This window comes from Streptomyces sp. SLBN-8D4 (assembly GCF_049739545.1).
GTDB lineage: Bacteria > Actinomycetota > Actinomycetes > Streptomycetales > Streptomycetaceae > Streptomyces > Streptomyces canus_C.
On the sequence record NZ_JBMGQC010000001.1, the window covers coordinates 866149 to 885841 of the forward strand.

A 19693-nucleotide genomic window follows, 5' to 3' on the forward strand; every position below is an offset into this window, starting at 1 on the left:
GTACGCCTCGGGGGTGCCGGGCGGGCCCGTGTCGGCCTACTCCGTGCCTGACTGGAAGACCTGTTCGTGCGACGTCACGCTCTTCGACGTCACGGTCTGTCCCCTTGTTTGTGGAAGGACCGTACGCAGCGCGGGGCGGGGCAGGCCCGCGGCCGTCGCCGGTCGGCTCCGGAGAGGAACGCGATCGCGGCCTGCGCGAGGACGGCCGTGAGGTCGGTCCTGGGCGGCGACGGCCTCGGGCACCGGCAGGCGGCGGGCCGCGTCGGCGGGGCTGGGCGCGCCGGGGCGCACGGCGCGGGCGAACAGGACGCGGACGGCGGCCCGCAGGTCACCACCGCAGCCCGGGTCGTCGTCTTGTCGACGACGAGCTCCGAGGCGCCCGGCAACGGCTCGGCGTGCCCCCGGACCCAGGCGGTGGGACGGGCGAGGTCGCTCAGGTCGTCGGCGACGCCGCCGTGTCCGCCGTGCCGGACGGTGAGGGCCAGGTCGAGGGCGAGACGGTTGTCGCTGTGGGTCGTGTCCTGCTGCGGCTGATGCCAGGCGTCGGGGCATCCGTCACCCGGGCGCACTGCCGTCGCGACCGTCCGATCCACCGGCCGGGCCCCGGCGGGCCTCAGTCCTCCGGGAGGTCCTGGGGCTCCACCGCGCCGGGCGGTACCACCGCCACCGGGCTCGCCGCGTGCAGCAGGACGGCCTGTGTGACGGAACCCAGGATGCGGGCCGGCGCCGGCAGGCGGCGCCGGTGCCGGCCGACGACGACCAGGTCGGCGTCCTTGGAGGCCGCGACCAGATGCCCGGCCGCGTCGCCCGCAGGCACGTACGGCTCGGCCACGACCCCGGGGTGACGGGCGCCGTGCGGGGCCAGGAAGCCCTCGGCGAGGGCGCGGGTCTCGTTCGCCACGGCGTCCTGGTCGATGATCGGGGGGACCAGCTCGGCCGGTACCGCCCAGCTCTGCAGAGGCCACTGGTAGGTGGCGACCACCTGGAGGCGGGCGCCGCGCAGGGCGGCCTCGGTGAAGGCGAAGTCGAGGGTGGCGTCGTCGGGGCTGTCGACGTGCAGGCCGACGACCACGCGCGGGCCGGGTCCGGCAGGCGCCTCACCGTCGACCTCGCGCCCGGAGCGGGGCACCACGACCACGGGGCACTCGGTGTCACGGGCGGCGGCCATGCCGTTGGAGCCGAGCAGCAGACTGGCGAACCCGCCCCGGCCCCGGGAGCCGAGCACCAGGAGCTGGGCCGTGGAGCCCAGTTCGGGCAGCTCGGCAGCGGGCGCGCCCTCGACACCGAGGTACTCCGTCCGCGGCGGGTCGGGCAGGTCTTCCAGATACGTCCGTACCCGGTCGAGGACCGGATCGTCGTCCGAGTCGGGGGCACCGGCGACCAGGACGTCGGGCTGCGCCCAGACGGCGTACTGCCGTACATGCACCACGCGCAGCGGCGCCTCACGCCGGCGGGCCGCGTCGAGCGCCCAGTCCAGAGCGCGCAGGCTGTCGTCCGAGCCGTCCACCGCGGCGATCACCGGCAGGGTGCTCATGTGTTCCTCACTTCCGGAAACGACCCTCGCCTTCCTGGGGTCAGCCTCGCTCAGGCGTCGGCCCCGGGAAGGTGCTCAAGGTCGCGTGTCCGGAAAAACGGAAGGAACACCGCTGGATCGGCCCGTCGGTTCACGCCCCCCTCTGTGCTCACCCTCAGGTGAGGTCGAACTCTCCTTCCCGCGCCCCTGACACGAACGCGCCCCACTCCGCGGGGGTGAAGATCAAGGAAGGGCTCTCCGGGCGGCCGCTGTTGCGCATCGCGATGAACCCCTCGACGAAGGCGATCTGGACATCCCCCCGACCGCGGCTGCTCGAGTGCCAGTCGGCGTTGCTCAGGTCCAGCTCCGGCTTCTCCCAGCCCATGAGCGGCTGCTGCTGGATGGTGGTCTCGGCCACGTCCGTGCTCCTCCCGATTGCGTCGTCCGCGGCCAGCCTAGCGATCGACCCCGACCGCCGACAGGCCACGTGAGGGGGACCTTTCGGGAGTCGATTCACGCATCAGGGGGCTCGGACCCCACCAGCCACATGGAGAAGAACTGGGATCCGCCGCCGTAGGCGTGCCCGAGCACCCTGCGGGCGCCCTCCACCTGGTGTTCCCCGGCCTGTCCACGGGCCTGGAGGGCGGCCTCGGCGAAGCGGATCATGCCGGAGGCGCCGATCGGATTGGTGGACAGCACCCCGCCCGACATGTTGACGGGCAGGTCCCCGTCCAGCTCGGTGACCCCGGCCTCGGTGAGCTTCCAGCCCTCGCCCTCCTCGGCGAAGCCGAGGTTCTCCAGCCACATGGGCTCGTACCAGGAGAACGGCACGTACATCTCGACGGCGTCGATGTCCCGGCGCGGGTCGGCGATCCCGGCCTGCCGGTACACGTCAGCCGCGCAGTCCTTGCCCGCCTGCGGCGACACGGCGTCCTTGCCCGCGAACAGCGTGGGCTCGCTGCGCATGGCGCCACCCAGCATCCAGGCCGGCGGCCGGGGCGCCCGCGCGGCTCCGGCCCGGTCGGTGAGCACCATCGCGCAGGCTCCGTCGGAGGAGGGGCAGGTCTCCGAGTAGCGGATCGGGTCCCAGAGCATCGGCGAGGCCTGGACCTTCTCCAGGGTGATGTCGTGCTCGTGCAGATGCGCGTACGGGTTCTTGAGCGCGTTGCGGCGGTCCTTGTACGCCACCAGGGAGCCGACCGTGTCGGGCGCGCCGGTGCGCCGCATGTACGCGCGCACGTGCGGCGCGAAGAAGCCGCCGGCCCCGGCCAGCAGGGGCTGCTGGAAGGGGATCGGCAGGGACAGGCCCCACATGGCGTTGGACTCGGACTGCTTCTCGAAGGCGAGGGTGAGGACGGTGGAGTGCACCCGGGCCGCGACCAGGTTCGCGGCGACCAGCGCCGTGGAGCCGCCGACGCTGCCCGCCGTGTGGACCCGCAGCATCGGCTTGCCCACCGCGCCGAGGGCGTCGGCCAGGTACAGCTCCGGCATCATGACGCCCTCGAAGAAGTCGGGCGCCTTGCCGATCACCACGGCGTCGACATCGGCCCAGGTCAACTCGGCGTCGTCGAGCGCCCGCACGGCCGCCTCGCGGACGAGCCCGGCGATCGACACGTCCCGGCGGGCCGCGACGTGCTTGGTCTGGCCGATGCCTACGACGGCCACGGGCTCCTTGCTCATCGGGGATCCCCTTCGAGTACGGCGACCAGGTTCTGCTGCAGACATGGCCCGGAGGTGGCGTGGGCGAGGGCCCGGTCGGACTCCCCCCGGTGGATCCCGGCGGCGGCCTCGCCGATGCGGGCGAGTCCGGCGGCCATCATCGGGTTGGCGGCGAGGGCGCCCCCGGAGGGGTTGACCCGCGTGGCGTCGTCGAGCCGCAGGGCCTTGCGCAGGACGACCTCCTGCGAGCTGAACGGCGCGTGCAACTCGGCGGTGTCCACAGGCCGTTCGAAGGCGCCGGCCCGCTCGGCGGCCAGGCGCGCGGAGGGCGAGTCGGTCAGGTCGCGGACGCCGAGCGAGTGCGCCTCGATGCGGTGGTCGATGCCGCGGATCCACGCCGGACGCTCGCACAGATCCCTGGCCCGCTCCCCCGCCGCGAGGACCACCGCGGCGGCCCCGTCACCGATGGGCGGGCAGTCCCCGGTGCGGAGCGGTCGTACGACGTAATCCCCTTGCGGTACCGGGCCTTTGAGCTGTGCGCGCGGGTTGTCGGTGGCGCGGCTGCGGGCGCCGATCGCCGCCAGCTCGCGCTCGTCGGTGTCACCCGCGTCGATGAGCGCCTGGGCCTGGAGGGCGGCCAGCGCGACGGAGTCGGGCCACAGCGGGGCGACGTAGTACGGGTCGAGCTGCCGCGTGAGCACGTCCCGGAGGGAGCCCGGCGAGGACTTGCCGTAGGAGTACACCAGCGCGGTGTCGGCGTCGCCGGACAGCAGCTTGGTCCACGCCTCGTACAGCGCCCACGCCCCGTCCGTCTCGACGTGCGACTCGGAGATGGGCGGCCAGGCGCCCACGCCGTCGAGGGCGAGGGTGAAGGAGAAGGCACGCCCGGCGAGGTAGTCGCAGGAACCTGAGCAGGTGAAGCCGATGTCGGCGGTCTTCAGGCCGGTCTGCGCGAGGACGTCGTGCAGGACCGGCATGAGCATCTCCACCTCGGACACTTCCTCGGAGGAGCGCAGGGTGTCGGACTGGGCGAAGGCGACGACCGCGATGTCACGGGTCACAGCAGCTCCTTGTAGGTGTCGTACTCCGCGTCGGGTTCACCGGTCGGCCGGTAGTGGTCCGGATAACCGCCGCCCTCGGTCCATACCGGCTCGACCCTGAGGCCCATGCGCACCTGGTCGTACGGGATGCCGCCGATCCGGCCGTGCAGCGCGAGGTCGGCGCCGTCCAGGGCGATGTGGGCGTAGACGTACGGCACTTCGATGTCGAGGTTCTTCGCCTTGATGTTGACGATGCAGAAGGTCGTGACCGTGCCGCTCGGGCCCACTTCCACCTGCTCCGCCGTGGCGACACCGCAGGTGGGGCAGGCACCCCTCGGCGGCACGTACACCTTGCGGCAGGACGGGCAGCGCTCGCCGACGGCCCGGCGTTCGGCGAGCGCGTTGATGTAGGCGGTCTGGGCGCGGCCCGGCGAGTAGGTGTAGTCGAGACGGGCCTGGGCGACGACCCCGTGGACCGGGTCCTCGAACTCGCCCGCGTGAACGGTGACTTCGGAGTCGTCCCCGTCGTACGGCTCGAAGCAGGCGATGTCGGTGATGGCGCCGGTGCGCTCCTCGGCCCACCGTACGCGGACACGCATGCCGGTGCGGACGGCGTCGGGGCCGGGGGCGTCGAGCGCGTGCAGCAGCGCGGTGTCGGCACCGTCGAGCTTCACCAGGACCCAGGCGAACGGCCTGTCCAGCGGCTGACCGCGGCGCGGCTCGTGGTTCCAGGCCCAGGTGGTCACGGTGCCGGTGACACCGACGTGGACGAGGTCGCGTATCTCCTCGGCGGTGACGGGGTCGTACTCGACGGGCGGAACCAGGGTGCGGCCGTCGCGGGTTTTCACCCCGAGGATCACCCGCTCCCGCAGCCCCGTCAGGAAGGCACTCTGAACGGGCCCGAGAGAGCGGGTGAAGGGAAACTCGACGACCAGGGGAGCTTTGAGTACGTCAGGCATGAAGGGCGTGCCTCCTTGGGAGGTCGGTGCGGTGGACGGGCCTTGGGGGCGCGGGGCGGTGACATGTGCGGCTCCGCCGCGTGGGCGCGACCAGCCACGGACGGCCCGCGGCCACCGGGCCGGTTCAGCACTACGCTCGCTTGTATTCCGGCGACCGCTTCTCCGCGAACGCGCGCGCACCCTCCTTCGCATCGGCCGTGTCGAAGATCGGCCACCCCCGCTTCAGCTCGGCGGCCAGCCCGTCGGTCTCGGTCATCTCGGCGGTCTCGTAGACCGAGGCCTTGACCGCCTCGACCGCCAATGGACCGCAGGCATTGATCAGTTCGGCGATCTCCAGGGCCTTGGCGCGTGCCGTGCCGTCGGGGACGACGTGCCCGATCAGGCCGATGCCGGCGGCCTCGTGTGCGGTGTACGGGCGTCCGGTGAGCAGCATCTCCAGCGCGTGGGTGCGCGGGATCTGGCGTTGCAGCCGGACCGTGGAGCCGCCGATCGGGAACAGGCCGCGTTTCACCTCGAAGAGGCCGAAGGTCGCGGACTCGCCGGCGACCCGGATGTCGGTGCCCTGGAGCATCTCCGTGCCGCCCGCCACGCAGTACCCCTCGACGGCCGCGATCACCGGTTTGCGGGGGCGGTGATGGCGCAGCATCGCCTTCCAGTGCAGGTCGGGGTCGGCGGTCAACCGGTCCCGGTACCGCTCGCCACCGGTGTCCTTGCCGGCGAGGGCCTTGAGGTCCATGCCGGCGCAGAACGAGTCGCCCGCGCCGGTGAAGACGACTGAGCGGATCGAGTCGTCCGCGTCCGCCTCCACCCAGCCGTCGTACAGGCCGACCAGCATCGGCAACGAGAGCGCGTTCTTCGCCTCCGGCCTGTTGAGCGTGAGCACCAGTGTGGCGCCCTCGCGCTGGATGTCGAGGTGTTCCGTCCCACCCATCGACCGTCTCCCCTCTGCCGGAACGAGAACAGGTTGCAGGAGGCGCCGATGCACTTCAAGGGTTTTCTGACAGACAGTCAGATTTCTTCGCGCGAACCCTTCACAGTCACGCCGCCCTTTGCTCTGATGACCGGCGAGCCGTCACAGCGCCGGGCCGGGACCAGTTCAGGAGGAACGGTGGAGTACAACCTTGCCGACCTGTTCGAGTCGGTCGTCGACGTGGTGCCGGACCGCGAGGCACTCGCGTACCTCGACATTCCCGGTACGGGTGCGGAGCGCCGGCTGACGTACGCGGAACTGGACGCCGCGGCCAACCGCATCGGACACCATCTGCTCGACAGCGGAGTACGCGCCGGTGAGCACGTCGGACTGCACCTCTACAACGGGGTCGAGTACGTGCAGACTCTGCTGGGTTGCCTGAAGGCCCGGATCGTGCCGGTCAACGTCAACTACCGCTACGTCGAGGAGGAGTTGGTCTATCTCTACCGGGACGCGGACCTGGTGGGGCTGGTCTTCGACGTCGAGTTCACGGACCGGGTGGCGGCAGCGCTGCCGCACACGGAACGGCTGCGGCAGCTGGTGCGGGTCGGGGACGCGGAGGCGGAGGCGGAGGCGGAGGCGAGCGGACTGTCGGCGGTGGACTTCGCCGACGCCGAGGCTTCAGGGTCGCCCCAGCGGGGGTTCCCGGCCCGTTCGGCCGACGACCAGTTCATCATCTACACCGGCGGCACCACCGGGATGCCCAAGGGTGTGATGTGGCGTCAGGAGGACCTGTTCTTCTCCGGGTTGGGCGGCGGCGCTCCGACCGGGGAGCCGGTGAAGCGACCCGAGGAACTGGCCGAGCGGGTCGCCGCGGGCGGGGCGGGGATCACCTTCTTCCCCACACCACCGCTGATGCACGGCACCTCGACACTGACCTCCCTCATCGGCTTCAACTTCGGCCAACGGGTCGTACTGCACCGCAAGTTCGTGCCCGAGGAGGTGCTGCGGACCGTCGAGCGGGAGAAGGTCAACGCCATGTCGCTGGTGGGCGACGCGATGCTGCGGCCGCTCATCGACGCGCTGGAGGGCCCGATGAAGGGCATCGACATGTCATCGGTGTTCAGCGTGTCCTCGTCGGGCGCGATCATGTCGGACACGGTGAGCCGGCAGTTCCGGGCACTCGTCCCGAACGCCATGCTGCTCAACAACTTCGGCTCCTCCGAATCCGGCTTCAACGGCACGGCCACGGAGGACTCCGGCCCCGAACGCGGCTTCCGGGTCCGGGTCAACTCCCGTACCCAGGTGGTCGATCCCGCGACCCACGAGCCCGTCGCGGTGGGCGAGGTGGGCCGGGTCGCGCAGTGCGGCCATGTGCCGCTCGGCTACTACAACGACCCCCGCAAGACCGCCGAGACCTTCTTCGAGAAGGACGGCGAGCGGTGGGTGCTGCTCGGCGACATGGCCACCGTCGACGAGGACGGGGTCGTCACCGTCCTCGGGCGGGGCTCGCAGTGCATCAACACGGGCGGCGAGAAAGTGTACCCCGAGGAGGTCGAGCAGGCGCTCAAGGCGCATCCCGATGTGTACGACGCGCTCGTGGCCGGGGTGCCGGACGTGAAGTGGGGGCACCATGTGGCGGCCGTCGTGCAGTTGCGCGCGGGGGCGGTGCGGATGTCCCTGGACGACCTCCAGACACACTGCCGGGCGCGGCTCGCGGGCTACAAGGTGCCGCGCCAGCTGGTGATCACGGAGTCCATCCGCCGGTCGCCGAGCGGCAAGGCGGACTACCGGTGGGCGCAGAAGGTGGCAGCCGTGGCGGCGGCGCCGGCCGACGGGTGACGGTCCCGTTCCGGCCCCCGTGCGATTGAACCGAACGTGACGTGCGAACGTACTGGTGGTGGCAGGCTCGGTGAGCGGGCCCTGTTCGTCATGCCGTCGTGGCAGGACCGCACGCCATAGCAAGACCGCACGGAAGGACCACCGGGTGTCGCTCTTCACTCGCTCTCGTCAACTGCCGGACACGGTGACGGAGGAGGCCGTGGAGGAGACTCCGCCGGTCGAGGACGGGGATGAGCACCTCCCCACGGACGCAGCCCTCCCCGCGGACGCAGCCCTCCCCACGGACGTACCCGACTCCCCTCGCCCCGGCTGGTTCGGCTGGCGCCGCCGCTACCCCCGTACGGCCAGGGGTGTGTCCGTGGGGACGAGCGTGCTGGCCGGTCTTCTGGTGCTGCTCGTGCTGCTCTTCCCCAACCGGCTCGACCACATGAACCTCCGGTCGTTCTTCCGGCTCCCCGTCGAGGCGATCGTCATCGCGGCCGTCCTCCTGGTGCTGCCGCCGAGGGCACGGCGGATCGCGGCGGTCGCCTTCGGGGTGTTCCTCGGACTGTTCACGGTCCTGAAGTTCCTCGACATGGGCTTCTACCAGACCCTGGCCCGGCCGTTCGACCTGGTCTTCGACTGGATCATGCTGGGCAACGCGACGGACTGGCTCAGGGAGTCGTTCGGCCGCACCGGCGAGGTGCTCGCGGTGACGGGGGTGATCGTCCTGTTCATCGCCCTGCTCGCGCTGAGCACGTGGGCGACCATACGGCTGACGAACGTGATGTCCCGGCACCGCCCCCAGGCCGTCGGCACCACCCTCGTCCTCGGCACGGTGTGGGTCACCTGCTTCACCGTGGGCGTGCAGTTCGGCGGGGTCTCGTTCGCCACCAAGGGCAACACCGAGTTCCTCGCCAACCGGGTGCAGCACGTGCGCAACGGACTGGGTGACGCCAAGGTCTTCGAGAAGGAGTCCGCCGTCGACGCCTTCGCCGCCACCCCTCCGGACCAGCTCCTGACCGGGCTGCGCGGCAAGGACGTCCTGTTCACGTTCATCGAGAGCTACGGCCGGGTGGCGATCGACGACCCGGCGATGGCACCGGAGATGGACGCGACGCTCAAGAAGGGCGACGCGACGCTCAAGTCGGCCGGGTTCGCGTCGCGCAGCGGCTGGCTGAGGTCCCCCGTGACGGGCGCCGGCAGCTGGATGGCCCACTCGACGTTCCTGTCCGGGCTGTGGGTCAAGAACCAGCAGCGGTACCTGAACCTCACCTCCAGCAAACGCGCCACCCTCACCAGCTACTTCCAGAAGACCGGTGACTGGCGCACGGTGGGCATCGTCCCCGGTGTCCGCAAGTCCTGGCCCGAGGGCAGGTACTTCGGTCTCGACCACATCTACGACTCCACCCACCTCGGCTACAAGGGCCCCTACTTCAGCTGGACGCCCGTGCCGGACCAGTTCAGCCTGGAGGCCTTCCAGAAGCTGGAGCACGGCAAGAAGAACCGCGACCCGATCATGGCGGAGATCATCCTGGCCTCCAGCCACAACCCCTGGTCGCCGATCGCCCACACGATCGACTGGAACGACCTCGGGGACGGGTCGATCTTCGAGCAGATCAAGAAGGAGGGCACGAACCCGACAGAGGTCTGGAAGAGCCAGGAGCGGGTGCGCACCGAGTACCGCAAGGCCATCCAGTACTCCGTGGACAGTCTGACCCAGTGGATGCAGCGCTACGGCGACAAGAACACGGTCCTGGTCTTCCTCGGCGACCACCAGCCCGTCCCGACCGTCACCAAGGGCTCCACCAGCAGGGACGTGCCGGTCACGATCGTCGCCAAGGACCCGAAGGTGCTCGACCGGGTCGACGACTGGAACTGGACCGACGGCCTCAAGCCCGCCGACAACGCGCCCGAGTGGGGCATGGACAAGTTCCGCGACCGCTTCATGACGGCGTTCGCGAAGTGAGGTCCGGCGGCGCGTCCAGGAAGGGCACGACGCCTGCCAGGAACTCCTCCGGCCTGGCCTCATGCACGAGATGACCACCGCCGACGGTCACCAGCCGGGCGGTGGGTATCAATGAGGCCAGCAGGGCGATCTGCTCCTGCGGGATAGGACTGGTGGGACCGCCCGCGATGAGCAGCGTGGGCATGGTGATCCGCTCCATGTGGTCCCACCACACAGGGTCCGGGGCGTTGCGCTGGGCGTCGGTTGCCCGCAGCATGGCCCAGTCGAAGGGCGGGGCGGTCTCCGGGGCGGGGGCGGGCGGTCGAGGCGGGTCGAGGGGCATCGGCGCGGGGACGTCCTCCAGGACCAGGCGTCGTACGACACGGGGCGCGTGCTGCGCGACGAGGTAGGCGACGGCTCCACCGAGCGAATGGCCCACCATGTCGGCACGCTCGACACCCAGCGCGGCCAGGAAGCCGAGCATGTCGTCTCGCATCGCCTCGTACGCGTACGCTCCCGGCCAGTCGCTCCGCCCGTGCCCCCGCAGATCGGGCGCGTACACCCGCCGCGGACGCGCTCCCCCGGCCAGCCGCTCGGCGATCCTGCTCCAGTCGGCCCCGTCCGCACCACGGCAGTGCAACAGCAGTACGGGCGGCGCGTCCTCGGGCCCCCAGGACCGGTACGCGAGAGTGATGCCGTTGGCCTTGACGAAGTCCATGCCGGCGAGCGTATCCGGAGGGATGATCGGCTGCGGTCCTGCTCTGCCCGGGGCAGAAATGCCGACTCGAAGAGCGGCAGCCGGTCGGCGGGCGCCCGAATCCGCGCGGCCTCTTGCCTCGGCCCCGCTCGCCTGGATTACTGATCCTCAGGACCACGACCGAATGATCGGTCGACCGTAGTGATCTGGTGGGCGAAAGGGACGTTCCGATGGCGGATGCGGCGGAGCTGCTGGACTCGGGGGAACGGCTGGATGCCGGGGCGTTGCGGGCGTTGCAGCTGGAACGGATGCGGGCCTCGTTGCGGCACGCGTACGAGCATGTGCCGTTCTACCGGGAGTCCTTCGACAAGGCGGGTGTCCGGCCGGACGACTGCCGGTCCCTGAGCGATCTGGCCAGGTTCCCGTTCACCACCAAGGCCGACCTGCGCGAGAACTATCCGTACGGGATGTTCGCCGTGCCCCGGGACCATGTGCGCCGCATCCATGCCTCCAGCGGCACCACCGGGCGCCCCACGATTGTCGGCTACACCGAGAACGATCTCTCCCTGTGGGCCGACGTGGTGGCGCGTTCCCTCCGGGCGGCCGGTGCCCGGCCCGGGGACGTGGTGCATGTGGCGTACGGCTACGGGCTGTTCACCGGCGGGCTCGGCGCGCACTACGGCGCCGAACGGCTCGGCTGTACGGTCGTCCCCGCGTCCGGCGGCATGACGGCACGCCAGGTCCAGCTCATCCAGGACCTGGAACCCGCGGTCATCATGGTGACCCCGTCGTACATGCTCACGCTTCTGGACGAGTTCGAGCGGCAGGGCGTCGATCCGCGGAGCACCTCCCTGCGCGTGGGCGTCTTCGGTGCCGAGCCCTGGACGGAGGAGATGCGCCGGGAGATCGAGGAGCGGTTCGCGATCGACGCCGTGGACATATACGGGCTGTCGGAGGTGATCGGCCCGGGCGTCGCGCAGGAGTGCGTGGAGACCAAGGACGGCCTCCATGTGTGGGAGGACCACTTCTTCCCCGAGATCGTCGACCCGATCACCGGGGAGGTCCTGCCGGACGGAGAGAGGGGTGAGCTGGTGTTCACCTCGCTCACGAAGGAGGCCATGCCCGTCATCCGCTACCGGACCCGGGATCTGACCCGGCTGCTGCCGGGCACGGCCCGGGTGTTCCGGCGGATGGAGAAGGTCACCGGCCGCAGCGACGACATGGTGATCCTGCGCGGGGTGAACCTCTTCCCGACCCAGGTCGAGGAGATCGTCCTGCGCACCCCCGGCGTGGCGCCCCACTTCCAGCTCCGGCTCACCCGCGAGGGCCGCCTGGACGCCCTGACCGTGCGCGCGGAGGCCCGGCCCGGTGCCACGCCCGAGGCCCGCGACGCCGCCGCGCGATCCATCGCGGCGGCCGTCAAGGACGGCATCGGGGTGTCGGTCGGCGTCGAGATCGTCGAACCGGAGTCCCTGGAGCGGTCGGTGGGGAAGATCCGCCGGATCGTCGACCTGCGCCCCCGCTAGTCCTTCACGACGAGAACCGGTCCCGCAGCTCCCGCTTGAGGATCTTCCCGCTGGCGTTCCGCGGCAGCTCGTCCACGAACAGCACCCGCTTGGGCGCCTTGAAGTGGGCGAGCTTCTCGCGCGCGTGGTCGATCAGCTCGGCCTCGGTGACCTCGCCGCGCGGGACCACGACCGCGGTGACGGCCTCGATCCACCGTTCGTCGGGCAGGCCGATCACAGCGGCCTCGGCGACGGCGTCGTGCGTGTAGAGCGCGTCCTCGACCTGGCGTGAGGCGACCAGCACCCCACCGGAGTTGATGACGTCCTTCACCCGGTCGACGATCGTGAAGTAGCCGTGCGCGTCCCGCACCGCGAGGTCGCCGGAGTGGAACCAGCCGTCCCGGAAGGCCGCTTCGGTCTCCTCGGGCTTGTCCCAGTAGCCCTCGCACAGCTGCGGTGACTTGTAGACGATCTCGCCGGGCGTGCCGTCCGGCACGTCCTTGCCGTCCTCGTCCACGACCCGCGCGTCGACGAACAGGACGGTGCGGCCGCAGGAGTCCATCCGCCCCTTGTGCTCGTCGGGCGCGAGGACGGTGGCCAGCGGGCCGATCTCGCTCTGGCCGAAGCAGTTGTAGAAGGCCAGCTTCGGCAGGCGCTCGCGGAGCCGTTCCAGGACGGGCACCGGCATGATCGAGGCGCCGTAGTACGCCTTCCGCAGCCCGCCGAGGTCACGGGTGGCGAAGTCGGGGCGGTTGGCCAGGGCGATCCACACCGTGGGCGGGGCGAACAGGCTGTCCGCGCGGCCCTGTTCGATCAGGTCGAAGAGCCGGTCGCCGTCGGGCGCGTCGAGGATGATGTTCGTCGCGCCGACCGCGAGGTACGGCAGCAGGAAGACGTGCATCTGGGCCGAGTGGTACAGCGGCAGCGAGTGCACGGGCCGGTCGCCGGCGCTCAGGTCGCAGGCGGTGATCGCGCTCAGGTACTCGTGGACCAGGGCGCGGTGGGTCATCATCGCGCCCTTCGGCAGGGCCGTCGTCCCCGAGGTGTACAGCAGCTGGACCAGGTCCTCGCTGCGCGCTTCGGGGCCGTCGTACGGCGGCGTCGCGTCGAGGCGTGCCAGCAGCGAGTCGGCGGAGTCCCGCAGGGCCATCGTGCGCACGCCGTCCGGCAGCCGTCCCGCGAGGCCGGGGTCGGCGAGGACGAGGGTGCTGCCCGACTGGCCGACGATGTACGCCAGATCGTCGCCGGTGAGGTTCTGGTTGACCGGCACATGCACCAGCCCCGCGCGGGCGCAGGCGAGGAAGGCGATCAGGTACGCGTCCGAGTTGTGGCCGTAGGCGCCGACCCGGTCACCGCGGTCGAGGCCCTGGTCGAGGAGCAGGCGCGCCGCTCGGGAGACGGCGTCGTCGAGTTCCTCGTACGTCCACGAGCGCTCGCCGTACTCCACCGCGACGCGCGCCGGGGTGCGCCGGGCGCTGCGCCTCAGCACCCCGTCAACCGTACTGCCGTGTCCAGGCGTCATACGGGACAACCTACCGGTTGGTACGCTCAACCGCTCCTTCCCTCAATGACGTTGGGAGGCACGATGCGCACCCGCCCCAGACGCTTCGTCGTCACGGCCGTCGCCCTGTTCGCCGCCGTCGGCACCCTGCCGGCCGCAGCCGCGCAGGACCAGCACAGACAGGAACATCCCTCGCACGGCGGTCTGTCCGCCACCATCCGCTACACCGAGTACGGCATCCCGCACATCCTCGCGAAGAACTACGCGGACCTCGGCTTCGGCACCGGGTGGGCGCAGGCCGCCGACCAGGTGTGCACGCTCGCCGACGGGTTCGTGACCGTGCGCGGCGAGCGTTCGCGGTACTTCGGGGCCGACGCGGCCTCCGACTCCGCGCTCTCCTCGGCCACGAAGAACCTCGCCGGCGACCTGTACTTCCGCGGAGTGCGGGAGGCGGGGACGGTGGAGAAACTGATGGCCGAGCCGGCGCCGCGTGGACCGAGCCGCGAGGTGAAGGACCTGATACGGGGCTTCGCCGCGGGCTACAACACTTGGCTGAAGAAGAACCGGATCACCGACCCCGCGTGCAAGGGCGCCGACTGGGTGCGTCCCGTGTCGGTCCAGGACGTGGCCGCGCGCAGCTTCGCGCTGGCCGTGCTCGGCGGTCAGGGCCGGGCCGTGGACGGCATCACCGCCGCGCAGCCGCCCTCGTCCACCACCCCGACGACCGGCGCGCCGGACGCTCAGGACACCGCACGCGCGGCTCGTGAACTCCTCGCGGCCGACTCCGCCGACATGGGCTCCAACGCCGTCGCCTTCAGCGGGGCCACGACGGCGAACGGCCGCGGGCTCCTCCTCGGCAACCCGCACTACCCGTGGCAGGGCGGCCGCCGCTTCTGGCAGTCGCAGCAGACCATCCCCGGCGAACTGAACATCGCGGGCGGCTCGCTGCTCGGCTCGGCGACGATGTCCATCGGCCACAACGCCCAGGTGGCCTGGAGCCACACCGTGGCCACCGGCGTCCCCTTCAACCTGCACCAGCTCACCCTGGACCAGGCCGACCCGACCACGTACCTCGTGGACGGCAGGCCGGAACGGATGACCAGGCGCGAGGTGACCGTCGCCGTCCAGGGCGGCGCACCGGTGACAAGGACCCAGTGGTGGACGCGGTACGGCCCCGTCGTCACCTCGCTCGGAACCGCGCTGCCGCTGCCCTGGACGACCACGACGGCGTACGCCCTCAACGACCCGAACGCCACCAACCTGCGCGCCTCCGACACGGCCCTCGGCTTCAGCAAGGCCCGCGGTACGAGCGACGTGCTGGGCGCGTTGAGGCGCACACAGGGGCTGCCCTGGGTCAACACGATCGCCGCCGACTCGCGGGGGCACACGCTGTTCACGCAGTCCCAGGTGCTCCCCCGGATCACCGACGAGCTGGCGCAGCGCTGCTCCACCCCCTTGGGCAGGGCCACCTACCCCGCCTCGGGGGTGGCGGTCCTGGACGGCTCGCGCGGCGACTGCGCCCTCGGCAGCGACCCGGACGCCGTGCAGCCGGGCATCTTCGGGCCCGCGAAGATGCCGGTGCTCAAGGACGCGCCGTACGCGGAGAACTCCAACGACAGCGCCTGGCTGGCCAACGCCGAGCGTCCGCTGACGGGTTACGAGCGGGTCTTCGGCACGCTGGGGACGCAGCGTTCCCTGCGCACGCGGGGCGCTCTGCAGGACGTTTCCACGATGGCCGCGCGGGGTCGGCTGACCGTGCTCGATCTTCAGAAGCAGCAGTTCGCCAACCACGTGCCCGCGGGCGACCTCGTGGCGGCGGACGCGGCGAAGGCCTGTGCGGACCTGCCCGGTGGCACGGCGACGGGCAGCGACGGCAAGGCCGTTGACGTCACCGAGGCCTGCGGGGTGCTCGCGGCCTGGGACCGCACCGCCGACACCGGCAGCCGGGGCGCGCTGCTCTTCGACCGGTTGTGGCGGAGGCTGCCCGTGCCCCAGCTGTGGAAGGTGCCGTTCTCGACGGCCGATCCGGTGAACACCCCGAACACCCTCAACACCGGCTCACCCGCGTTCGCGACGGCCCTCGCGGACACGGTCACCGAGCTCAGGGCGGCGGGCATCACCTTGAACTCCCGGCTCGGCGAGCACCAGTTCGTCGTACGGAACGGGAAGCACATCGCCGTTCCGGGCGGCACCGAGTCGCTGGGGGTGTGGAACAAGGTCGAGCCGGTGTGGGACCCGGCGGGCGGCGGATACACGGAGGTGACCACCGGGTCCAGCTACATCCAGGCGGTCGGCTGGGACGGCGGCCGCTGCCCGGTGGCCCGGACCCTGCTGACGTACTCCCAGTCCTCGAACCCGGGCTCTCCGCACTTCAGCGACCAGACCCGGCTGTTCTCGGCAAAGAAGTGGGTGACGTCCCGGTTCTGCGAGAAGGACATCCAGTCGTCGCCCGCGCTGCGGATCGTCCGGGTCCGTTCCTGAGGCTCACACCGGCCGGGAGCGCCCCTCCCAGTACGGGTCCCGCAGGCGTCGCTTGTACAGCTTGCCGTTGGGATCGCGGGGCATCTCGGTGATGAAGTCGACGCTCTTCGGGCGCTTGTAGCCCGCGAGTTGCGCGGCGCAGTGGGCGAGGATGTCGCCGGCCAGGTCCGGCCCGGGGGTGTGACCCGGGGCCGGTTCCACCACGGCCTTGACCTCCTCGCCCCAGTCGTCGTGCGGGATGCCGAAGGCGGCGGCGTCGGCGACGGCCGGGTGCTGGAGCAGGACGGACTCGATCTCGGCGGGGTAGATGTTGACCCCGCCGGAGATGATCATGTCGATCTTGCGGTCGCGCAGGAAGAGGTAACCGTCCTCGTCGAGGAGGCCGAGGTCGCCGACGGTGAAGAAGTCGCCGATGCGGTTCTTCTTCGTCTTGGCCTCGTCCTTGTGGTACGCGAAGCCGCCCGTGTTCATCTTCAGGTACACGGTGCCGAGTTCGCCGGGCGGCAGCCGGTTGCCGTCGTCGTCGAAGATCGCGAGCTCGCTGATGGGCCAGGCCTTCCCGACCGTCCCCGGCTTCTTCAGCCAGTCCTCGGCCGTCGCGAAGGCTCCGCCGCCCTCGCTGGCCGCGTAGTACTCCTCCACGCAGGGCCCCCACCAGTCGAGCATCGCCCGCTTCACATGGTCGGGGCAGGGGGCGGCGCCGTGGATGGCGTGCCGCATGGACGAGACGTCGTAGCGTGCCCGGACCTCCTCGGGCAGGGCCAGCAGACGGTGGAACTGGGTCGGGACCATGTGCGTGTGGGTGCACCCGTGGGCGTCGATCAGCCGCAGCATCTCCTCCGGCGTCCACTTGTCCATCAGGACCAGCGGGTGGCCGATGTGCAGGGACGCGGCCGCGAACTGCAGGACGGCGGTGTGGTAGAGCGGCGAGCAGACGAGGTGGACGTTGTCCTCGAAGGGCCGGATCCCGAAGATGCCGAGGAAGCCGCCGAGGTACGCCTCCTCCGGCCGCTTGCCGGGCAGGGGCCGCCGAATGCCGCGCGGGCGGCCCGTCGTCCCCGAGGTGTAGTTCATGACCCAGCCGAGTTCACGGTCCGCGGGCGTCGACTCCGGTTGCCCGTCGAGGAGTTCGGCGTACGGCCGGAAGCCCTCGATCTCGCCGACGGCGTACCGGTGGGTCGCGGCAAGGCCCGCCTCGTCGGCCGCCTGCCGGGCCGCGTCGGCGAAGCGTTCGTGGGCGAGGAGCACCTTGGCGCCGGAGTCGGCGACGATCCAGGCGATCTCGGGGGCGACGAAGTGGTGGTTGATCGGGACCAGGTAGAGACCGGCCTGGCTGGCGGCGAGGTGGGCGGTGAAGAACTCCGCGCTGTTGGGCAGGACGACGGCGAAGGCGTCGCCGCGTTCGAGGCCGGCGGCCCGCAGGCCGTGCACGAGCTGGTTGGCGGCCGCCAGGAGGCGCCCCGCGGTCCAGGACGAGCCGTCGGGGGCGACGAGGACCGTGCGGGAGGGGTCCTGCGCGGCCTGGGCCCAGAAGCCCGCGGGAGGTGTGCTCGTCACTGGCCGCTCCTTCCGGCGATGCGGTTGATGCGATCGACGGCTTCCTCGAAGCCGCGGGTGAGGTCGTCGAAGACGGCCTGGACGCTGCGTTCGCTGGTCATCCGGCCGACGATCTGGCCGACGGGTGTGCCCAGCAGGGGTTCCACCTCGTACTTCTGGATCCGCGAGACGGCGTCGGCGACCAGCAAGCCCTGGAGGGGCATGGGCAGGGTGCCGGGCCCGTCGGCGGAGTCCCAGGCGTCGGTCCATTCCGTACGGAGCTGGCGGGCGGGCTTCCCGGTCAGCGCGCGGGAGCGGACGGTGTCGCCGGAGCCGGCCGCGAACAGCTTCTCGATCAGCTTGGGCGAGGGCAGTTCGGCCTCGGTGGTGGTCAGCCATATGGAGCCCAGCCACACACCCTGGGCGCCGAGTGCCAGTGCGGCCGCCACCTGCTGACCGCTGCCGATGCCTCCCGCCGCCAGCACGGGCAGCGGGTCCACGGCGTCGACGACGTCGGGGGTGAGGACCATGGAGGCGATGTCACCGGTGTGGCCGCCGGCCTCGTAGCCCTGGGCGACCACGATGTCGATGCCGCCCTCCTTGTGCTTCACGGCGTGCCGGGCGCTGCCCGCGAGCGCCGCCACGAGGACGTTCTGCTCGTGTGCGCGGGCCACCACGTCGGCGGGCGGGGAGCCCAGGGCGTTGGCGAGCAGCCGGATGGGATAGTCGAAGGCGACGTCCAGCTGGTTGCGGGCGACCTGCTCCATCCAGCCCGTGATGCGCCACCCCGACGCCTCGCCCTCGGCGAGTTCGGGCACGCCGTACTTGGCGAGGGTGTCCCTGACGAACTGCCGGTGCCCCTCGGGGATCATCGCCTCGACATCCGCCTCGGTCACCCCTTCGACCTTCTTGGCGGGCATGACGACGTCCAGGCCGTACGGCCTGCCGTCGACGTGGGCCTCGATCCAGTCGAGGTCGCGTTTGAGTTCGTCGGGGGCCGTGTAGCGGACCGCACCGAGCACTCCGAAGCCGCCGGCCCGGCTGATGGCCGCGGCGACGGCGGGGAACGGCGTGAAGCCGAAGACGGCGTGCTCGACTCCCAGTTTCTTGCTCAGCTCCGTCTGCATGGCCGCAGGATGCCGCAGACCTCCGGACGACGGAAGAGGTTTTCTGATGCTCCGTCAGATTCAGGTCGGGTCGCCGGTTCCGGGTCGCCGGATACTGTTCCACGATGACCGACGGCTCAGCCGGGGACATCCAGGCGCTGGGTGCCGATGACCGACAGCAGCCGCAGCGCCTCCTCGGAGGGGGAGCCGGGAGCGGCGGTGTAGATCACGACCCGCTGGTCGCGGTCGGCGATGTCCAGGACGTCGCAGTTGACCACGACCCGGCCGACCACAGGGTGGTCGAAGGTCTTGCACAGGGTGGGACTGGCCGTGACGTCGTGGGCGGCCCACAGCGTGGCGAACTCCTCGCTGCCGTCGAGGAGTTCGGTCACCAGGCCGGTCAGCTCGGCATCGCCGGGATAGCGGGCGGAGGCGGCACGCAGGTGCTGGACCGAGGAGATCGCGAACTCCTCCCCGTCCGACACCCCGTACAGGCGCCGGCCGTGCGGGTGCGGGCCGAGGAAGACGCGCCGGACGAGGTTGCGGTCGCGGCGGGACAGGGCGGAGAAGTCCTCCATGAGGGCCGCGGCCAGGTCGTTCCAGGCGATGACCTCGTGGGCGGCCGAGATGACGATCGCGGCGGCCTGCGGCAGCCGGTGCAGCAGGTCGACGATGCTCTGGCGCACCTCGCGGGAGGGGCCTGGGGGCGGGCCGGGTGGGGTGCCGGCGAGATGGTGGAGGTGGTCGCGTTCGGCGTCCGACAGGCGCAGGGCGCGGGCGACCTGGGCCAGGACCTCCAGGGACGGACGGGGTCCGCGGGCCTGCTCCAGCCGGGTGTAGTACTCGGTGGAGATGTACGCCAGTTGCGCCACCTCCTCGCGGCGCAGACCCGGGGTGCGGCGGCGCGCTCCGGCGGGCAGCCCCACGTCCGCGGGGGTGATGCGCTCGCGCCGGCTGCGCAGGAAGTCGGCCAGTTCTCGTCGGTCCACGCTCCCAGTGTGCGGGGTGCCGAGAAGG

General features: G+C 71.2%; 16 protein-coding genes. 4 read left to right on the forward strand and 12 right to left on the reverse strand.

Annotated elements, in window-relative coordinates; all coding sequences use genetic code 11:
* Positions 1–89: 89 nt before the first annotated feature.
* The 7 genes from RKD20_RS03945 to RKD20_RS03975 form a co-directional block, all read right to left on the reverse strand.
* Positions 90–569 (reverse strand): hypothetical protein, encoded by a 480-nt coding sequence (locus tag RKD20_RS03945; protein ID WP_424876409.1) that lies wholly within the window; start codon positions 567–569, stop codon positions 90–92.
* 44 nt (positions 570–613) lie between these two features.
* Positions 614–1534, reverse strand: coding sequence for a universal stress protein (locus tag RKD20_RS03950; RefSeq protein WP_424876410.1), 921 nt, complete (start codon positions 1532–1534; stop codon positions 614–616).
* Between the two features lie 154 nt (positions 1535–1688).
* Entirely contained in the window at positions 1689–1931 is a 243-nt protein-coding gene (locus RKD20_RS03955; protein WP_028807758.1) for a DUF397 domain-containing protein, read from the reverse strand.
* Between the two features lie 95 nt (positions 1932–2026).
* Entirely contained in the window at positions 2027–3193 is a 1167-nt protein-coding gene (locus RKD20_RS03960) for a thiolase domain-containing protein (RefSeq protein WP_424876411.1), read from the reverse strand.
* Positions 3190–4233, reverse strand: coding sequence for a thiolase domain-containing protein (locus RKD20_RS03965; RefSeq protein WP_424876412.1), 1044 nt, complete (start codon positions 4231–4233; stop codon positions 3190–3192). The genes RKD20_RS03960 and RKD20_RS03965 overlap by 4 nt, the downstream gene beginning before the upstream one ends.
* On the reverse strand, positions 4230–5171 hold the full coding sequence (locus RKD20_RS03970; RefSeq protein WP_424876413.1) for a Zn-ribbon domain-containing OB-fold protein: 942 nt from the start codon (positions 5169–5171) through the stop codon (positions 4230–4232). Before RKD20_RS03970 ends, RKD20_RS03965 begins: the two co-directional genes overlap by 4 nt.
* A 130-nt stretch (positions 5172–5301) precedes the next feature.
* The gene (locus RKD20_RS03975) at positions 5302–6102 is read right to left on the reverse strand and encodes a crotonase/enoyl-CoA hydratase family protein (protein ID WP_424876414.1); all 801 of its coding nucleotides are present in this window, start codon (positions 6100–6102) and stop codon (positions 5302–5304) included.
* Positions 6103–6279: 177 nt separating this feature from the next.
* Between RKD20_RS03975 and RKD20_RS03980 the strand changes: the two genes are divergently transcribed.
* Positions 6280–7923 carry an acyl-CoA synthetase gene (locus RKD20_RS03980; protein WP_424876415.1) on the forward strand — a complete coding sequence of 548 codons (1644 nt, stop codon included), beginning with the start codon at positions 6280–6282 and terminating at the stop codon, positions 7921–7923.
* A 145-nt stretch (positions 7924–8068) separates the two neighbouring features.
* Positions 8069–9871 carry a sulfatase gene (locus tag RKD20_RS03985; RefSeq protein WP_424876416.1) on the forward strand — a complete coding sequence of 601 codons (1803 nt, stop codon included), beginning with the start codon at positions 8069–8071 and terminating at the stop codon, positions 9869–9871.
* Here the strand turns inward: RKD20_RS03985 and RKD20_RS03990 are convergent.
* Positions 9849–10568, reverse strand: a complete 720-nt coding sequence (locus tag RKD20_RS03990) for an alpha/beta fold hydrolase (protein ID WP_424876417.1) — start codon at positions 10566–10568, stop codon at positions 9849–9851. The genes RKD20_RS03985 and RKD20_RS03990 overlap by 23 nt on opposite strands.
* 209 nt (positions 10569–10777) lie before the next feature.
* On the opposite strand from RKD20_RS03990, the gene paaK reads away from it, so the two are divergent.
* On the forward strand, positions 10778–12073 hold the full coding sequence (gene paaK, locus RKD20_RS03995) for a phenylacetate--CoA ligase PaaK (RefSeq protein ID WP_424876418.1): 1296 nt from the start codon (positions 10778–10780) through the stop codon (positions 12071–12073).
* A gap of 4 nt (positions 12074–12077) precedes the next feature.
* On the opposite strand, the gene RKD20_RS04000 is transcribed toward paaK, so the two are convergent.
* Positions 12078–13574 carry an acyl-CoA synthetase gene (locus RKD20_RS04000; protein ID WP_424876419.1) on the reverse strand — a complete coding sequence of 499 codons (1497 nt, stop codon included), beginning with the start codon at positions 13572–13574 and terminating at the stop codon, positions 12078–12080.
* Between the two features lie 63 nt (positions 13575–13637).
* On the opposite strand from RKD20_RS04000, the gene RKD20_RS04005 reads away from it, so the two are divergent.
* Positions 13638–16034, forward strand: a complete 2397-nt coding sequence (locus tag RKD20_RS04005) for a penicillin acylase family protein (protein ID WP_424876420.1) — start codon at positions 13638–13640, stop codon at positions 16032–16034.
* 3 nt (positions 16035–16037) lie between these two features.
* On the opposite strand, the gene RKD20_RS04010 is transcribed toward RKD20_RS04005, so the two are convergent.
* From RKD20_RS04010 to RKD20_RS04020, 3 genes are all read right to left on the reverse strand, one after another.
* The gene (locus tag RKD20_RS04010; RefSeq protein ID WP_424876421.1) at positions 16038–17591 is read right to left on the reverse strand and encodes an acyl-CoA synthetase; all 1554 of its coding nucleotides are present in this window, start codon (positions 17589–17591) and stop codon (positions 16038–16040) included.
* Positions 17588–18697, reverse strand: coding sequence for a nitronate monooxygenase (locus RKD20_RS04015; protein ID WP_424876422.1), 1110 nt, complete (start codon positions 18695–18697; stop codon positions 17588–17590). Before RKD20_RS04015 ends, RKD20_RS04010 begins: the two co-directional genes overlap by 4 nt.
* A 116-nt stretch (positions 18698–18813) precedes the next feature.
* Positions 18814–19665 (reverse strand): helix-turn-helix transcriptional regulator, encoded by an 852-nt coding sequence (locus RKD20_RS04020; RefSeq protein WP_424876423.1) that lies wholly within the window; start codon positions 19663–19665, stop codon positions 18814–18816.
* Positions 19666–19693 lie beyond the last annotated feature (28 nt).